Here is a 4,982-nt window from a genome sequence, read left to right on the forward strand (position 1 = left end):
GCACGATCCGCAGACGCGGGTTGGCCCGGCGGGCGTCGGAGATGAACGCGCGCAGGTTCTCCTCGAACCGGGCCGGATCGATGTTCGGCCGCAGGTCGTCGACCCCGAGCAGGATCAGCAGGTAGTCCGGTCGGTGCTCGGCCACCTCGGCCTCGATGTCGCCGAGCGGGTCGTCGGACCCGACCAGGTCCAGCCGCACGTCGTGGGCGCGCAGGTGTCGCCACAGGCGATATCGCCAGGTCCGGTCGCCGCTGCCGACGTGACCGATCGAGTCGCCGGCGATCATCACCGGGACCTCGTGTCTCGCGCCCGTCATGGTGCCTCCCGGGTCGATCCACCGGCCGTGTCCGGGCAGCGGTCCTGTCCACACGTTAGGTTCGCCGCGCGCACGCCGCCCGCTCGGCTACCGCGAACGGGTGGTGCCGACCCGGGCGAGCGCGCTCAGGCCGGCGCCTCCCGCAGCGGCGCCGGAAGCGGCAGGCCGTGCAGGATGTCCAGCCGGGACACCGCCCTGGTCAGCACCACGTACAGGCGGCCCGCCCCGCGCGCCTCGGCGGCCACGATCGCGGCCGGTTCGACCACCACCACGTGGTCGTACTCCAGCCCCTTGGCCAGCGTCGCGGGCAGGACGGTCACCCGCACCGCGCCGGTCGGATCCGGCGCCTCCGCCGTCGTGGTGGCGATGTCGGCGGCGGCCAGCGCGGCGCCCAACGCCGGGATCCGCGCGTCGTCCGCGATCACCCCGATCGAGCCCGGCCGCTCCAGCGCGGCGCGCACCGCCACGACCGCCGCGGCGATCGGGTCGGCCACCTCGCGGATGCTCAGCTCGCCGTCCTCGCGCAACGACCGGGCCGCGGGCACGTCCACGTCCAGGCCCGCGAGCAGCCGGTTCGCCAGCGCCACGATCACCGCGGGCACCCGGAAGCCGACGGTCAGCGGTGCCACCTCGGCCTCGGGTCGGCCCAGGTGGGTGAGCAGCTCGGGCCAGGTGCGGGCGGACCAGGGCGTGGTGCCCTGGGCCAGGTCGCCGAGCACGGTCACCGAGCCGGAGCCGATCCGCCGGGCCAGCGCACGACACTGCATCGGGGACAGGTCCTGCGCCTCGTCGACCACCACGTGACCGTAGGTCGGCGGCCGTTCGATCAGGCCGGCCAGCTCGTCCAGCAGGACCAGGTCGGCGGCCGACCAGCGGGCGCTGCGCCACGAGCGCGGCGGCCGGGTCCACCGGATGGCCCGCTGTTCGTCGGCGGTGAGGATGCCGTCGACGGCGGCCGACGCGTGCGGGTCGGTGAGCAACTCGGCGAGAACCTGCTCGGGGTGCGCCCTGGGCCAGCAGTGGTCGACGAAGCCGGCGACGCCCTTCGAGCCGCCCATCCGACGCAGCCAGGCACCGGTCGGCGGGCCGGAGTTGCGTTCGGCCTGGCGTTGCAGCAGGGCCACCGCGCGGGCTCGGATCCGGTCCCGGCCGACCTGGTACGGGGGATCCTCGGCGCGCACCCCCTCGACGATCCGGGTCAGTTCGTCCAGGGTGATCCGGCGCCGGTAGGAGCCGTCGGGCACCGCGACCGGCTCGATCGGGGCGACGACCCGGGCGTAGAGCGCACGGCGCAGCACGGTCGCCATCCGGGGGTCGTGTTTGACCACCTCGGCGGCGGGTTCGTCGTGGGCCCGGATGGCCTGCCGGCCGACCTCCTCATCGATGGTGGTCTGCCGGATTCCGGTCTCGCCGAGCGCGGGCAGCACCTCGGAGATGTAGCGCAGGAAGGCCCGGTTGGGGCCGACGATCAGCAGGCCGGCGCGCTGGATGCGCTGCGGGTAGGTGTAGAGGAGGTAGGCCGCGCGGTGCAGGCCGACGGCGGTCTTGCCGGTGCCGGGGGCGCCCTGTACGCAGATCGAGGCGGTCGGGTCGCGGCGGACCAGGTCGTCCTGTTCGGGCTGGATGGTGGCGACGATGTCGCGCATCGGGCCGACCCGGGGGCGGCGCAGTTCGCCGGCCAGGATCGCCCCGGGGCCGCCGGTGTCGGCCGGATCCGGCCCGGGGCTCGCGGCGAGGTGCTCGTCCTCCAGGCCGGTCAGGTCCTCGGCGGCGCCGTCGCTCCACGGCGCCCAGCCGAACCGGCGGCGGATCGCGACGCCCTGCGGGTCGCGGGCACTGGCCCGGTAGAAGGCCCGGGAGATCGGTGCGCGCCAGTCGACCACGAGCGGCGGGACCGCCGGATCGGTGCCGATCCGGCGTCGGCCGATGTGGTAGCGACCGCCGCGGTGCTCGCCGGCCGCCTCCGTTTCGACGAAGTCCAGGCGGCCGAAGAACAGTGGGGTGTCCGGGAGTTCGTCCATCTCACGGGCGTGGCTGCGCAGGGTGTATCCGAGCGCCTCGGCATCCGCGCCGGAGGCGGAGACGTCGGCGCCGGTGCGCACGTGTTCGGTGGCGCCCGCGACCATCGCGGCCATCGCCTCGCGGCAGACCTCGTGGTAGGCGCGCTCCCGGCCGAGTTCGGCATCGAGTGGCGTCATGCCGACCAGGATAATGCAACTAGGTTAAAAATGTTACCGAGTAACGCTCGTGTAGCGGGTCAACCCCCCGGCCAGTCGATCGAACGCCCGTTCCGCCGTCGCCCGGGCCGCCGGATGCAGCGCCGCCGCGCGCTCGCCCGCCGCGATCCGCCGCCAGTTCTCCCGGGCCAGGATGCGCTGCACCGCGATGATCTGCCCGGCCGCCAACCGGGCCTGCATCGTGTCCTCGTCCGCGCCCGCGTCCCGGTCCACGCCCGGCCCGTCGGCCGCCTCCGGGTCGGCGTTCGCGGCGGGCGCCGCGGCGGCCAGCGCGTCGGCCAGTGCCTCCTCCGAGCGTTCGGTGTACGCGTACAGCCGGGCCACCAGGCTCGGGGTCCCGTACAGCAGCCGATGAAAGGCCAGCACCTGTGGCTGGTCGCTGAGCCCGGTGACCGGATCGTGCCGATCCAGTCCGGCCAGGAAGTTCAGGCGCAGCGCCGTCAGCGCCGAGACGCCCTCGGGCCGACCGGCCACCACCCGACCGGCCTCGTCCTGGTGGTCGGCGAATCGGTGCAGCACCAGGTCCTCCTTGGTCGGGAAGTACCGGAACAGCGTCGGCTTGGAGACCTCCGCGGCGTCCGCGACCTCGGCGACCGACACCCGGTCGAAGCCCTTCGCCAGGAACAGGGCGATCGCGACATCGGAGATCGTCGCCGCCATCCGCTGCCGCTTGCGCTCGCGCAATCCCATCTCACCGCTCATGCGCGGCACCCTACGCCGCGTCCACGACGCCGATCTCGCGCGCGTGCAGTCCGGCGAACACGACGTCCGCCACCGACCGCGCTCCGCATCCGTCGATGTCCACCACGATCGCGTGCCGCGGGTCGGCTTCGAGCGCGAGCGCGACATGGGCCTCGGCGATGCGCTCCAGCGCGCCGCGGCGGGTCAGCCAGCCCCGGTCGTCGGCGGAGAGCACCTGCTGCGCGGACAGTCGGTCGCGCAGTGTGCGGGCCGACGCGGTCAGGTGCACCGTGACGGTCGGCTCCTCCAGCACGGCCCGGTATTCGGCGACCTGGGCGCTGAGCCTGCTTCCGTCGGCCCGGTAGATCACCGCGCCGTCGGCGGCGACGCCGGCCGCCCACGTGTGCACGATCACCGGCCCGGCCGAGCGCTGTCGTTTGACCAGCTCGTCGGCCCGGAGCAGCCCGGCCAGACCGAGGCCGTATCCGGCGCGGACGTCGAGGCGGATCGATTCGGCACGCCCGGCGATCGGCGTGCAGCCGAGCGCGGTGCCGAGGGTGTCGGCGAGCGCGGCGCCACCCGCGCCGGGCGGCCCCTCGATCGCGATGAACGTGTGGTGGTCGGTGCGCCCGGCGGGAGCGGGCCCTGCGAGCGTGGTCGGGGTCATCGCGTGTCCTGGTTCGCTGGGATGGCCGTCGGTCGCGGACGGACCCGTCCGACCCTCGATGCCGCACCCGCCGGCGTCCGCCCCATCGGCAGACACTGCCGGCCCGGCACCGGCACGTCGCCGGCCGTCGCCCCTCCACGGTGCCTGATCCCGTGATGCCCCCGCAGGATCGACCGGGCGAACATCAGGCAACCACGAGGGTACCCGTCGGGGCGCTCCGACATCGAACTCGCGCTGCGTGAAGGCCCGTTCACGCGCGCACAGCACGCATTCCCGGACCTTTCCCACCGCGCCACAACGGCGTCGGTCCCACCCGCGCCCGGCGATCGCCGAAGCCGCCCGCCACGCTGATCCGCCGCCCATCCGGACAAACCAGACGGTCCCTCGGCTAAGCTCCCCGGATGTCACACGTTCCGACGGTCGCCGAGATCACCGCACTGCACCGGGCGTACGCGCCGACCCGAGCGGCCTTCGAAAAGGTGCACACCCATTGCGGGATCGTCTGGCGGATCGCCGAGCAGTTGCTCGACGGACCCGCCGGCGCCGGCGTGGACCGGGACCTGGTCCGGGCCGGGTGCCTGCTGCACGACATCGGGGTCTACCGGCTCTACGACGAGGACGGCCGACTGGACGGCGCCAACTACGTACGGCACGGACTGCTCGGCGTGGAGATCCTGCGCAAGGAGGGCCTGCCCGAGTCGCTGCACCGGTTCTGCTCGTGTCACACCGGTGTCGGGCTGACCCGGGACGACGTGCTGAGCCGGCAGTTGCCGATCCCGGTGGACGACTATCTCGCCGAGTCGGTCGAGGAACGTCTGGTGATGTACGCGGACAAGTTCCACAGCAAGTCCAACCCGCCGCGTTTCCTGCGCCCGGACACGTTCGCCGCGAAGATTCGGCGCTTCGGGGACGACAAGGTGGTCGCCTTCCAGGCCCTGGCAGACGAGTTCGGCGCTCCCGAACTCGACGCGCTGTCAGCCGAGTTCGGCCATCGCGTCACCTGAGTGGGGCCGCCACGACGGCCGTTGGGCGTCACCGCCGGGGGTGACCGGCCCGCCGCCGGTCTCTCATGGGTCCGGCG

The 4,982-nt window shown here is 73.7% G+C and carries 5 protein-coding genes; 1 reads left to right on the forward strand and 4 read right to left on the reverse strand.

Translation table 11 applies throughout. The features are described 5' to 3' along the window. From ACFXMF_RS46685 to ACFXMF_RS46700, 4 genes are all read right to left on the reverse strand, one after another. On the reverse strand, positions 1-316 hold a 316-nt coding region (locus ACFXMF_RS46685), incomplete at its 3' end, for an SGNH/GDSL hydrolase family protein (RefSeq protein ID WP_380021278.1). Between the two features lie 125 nt (positions 317-441). Then, a complete protein-coding gene (locus tag ACFXMF_RS46690; RefSeq protein WP_360309202.1) occupies positions 442-2,514 on the reverse strand; it encodes an AAA family ATPase in 2,073 nt (690 codons plus the stop codon). 33 nt (positions 2,515-2,547) lie between these two features. Beyond that, positions 2,548-3,255 carry a TetR family transcriptional regulator gene (locus ACFXMF_RS46695; protein ID WP_379991768.1) on the reverse strand — a complete coding sequence of 236 codons (708 nt, stop codon included), beginning with the start codon at positions 3,253-3,255 and terminating at the stop codon, positions 2,548-2,550. Positions 3,256-3,265: 10 nt separating this feature from the next. Continuing rightward, positions 3,266-3,901 carry a hypothetical protein gene (locus ACFXMF_RS46700; RefSeq protein ID WP_360309206.1) on the reverse strand — a complete coding sequence of 212 codons (636 nt, stop codon included), beginning with the start codon at positions 3,899-3,901 and terminating at the stop codon, positions 3,266-3,268. Positions 3,902-4,302: 401 nt separating this feature from the next. Between ACFXMF_RS46700 and ACFXMF_RS46705 the strand changes: the two genes are divergently transcribed. After that, positions 4,303-4,905: an HDIG domain-containing metalloprotein gene (locus tag ACFXMF_RS46705; RefSeq protein WP_360309208.1), complete on the forward strand. Its 603-nt coding sequence runs from the start codon at positions 4,303-4,305 to the stop codon at positions 4,903-4,905. Positions 4,906-4,982 lie beyond the last annotated feature (77 nt).

This window comes from Embleya sp. NPDC059213, from assembly GCF_042754445.1.
Taxonomy (GTDB): Bacteria; Actinomycetota; Actinomycetes; order Streptomycetales; family Streptomycetaceae; genus Embleya.

Bases quoted from the DNA above. Each gene is read 5' to 3' on its own strand.
- ACFXMF_RS46690 (WP_360309202.1), bottom strand. From the start codon at position 2,514: ATGACGCCACTCGATGCCGAACTCGGCCGGGAGCGCGCCTACCACGAG.
- ACFXMF_RS46695 (WP_379991768.1), bottom strand. From the start codon at position 3,255: ATGAGCGGTGAGATGGGATTGCGCGAGCGCAAGCGGCAGCGGATGGCG.
- ACFXMF_RS46700 (WP_360309206.1), bottom strand. From the start codon at position 3,901: ATGACCCCGACCACGCTCGCAGGGCCCGCTCCCGCCGGGCGCACCGAC.
- ACFXMF_RS46705 (WP_360309208.1), top strand. From the start codon at position 4,303: ATGTCACACGTTCCGACGGTCGCCGAGATCACCGCACTGCACCGGGCG.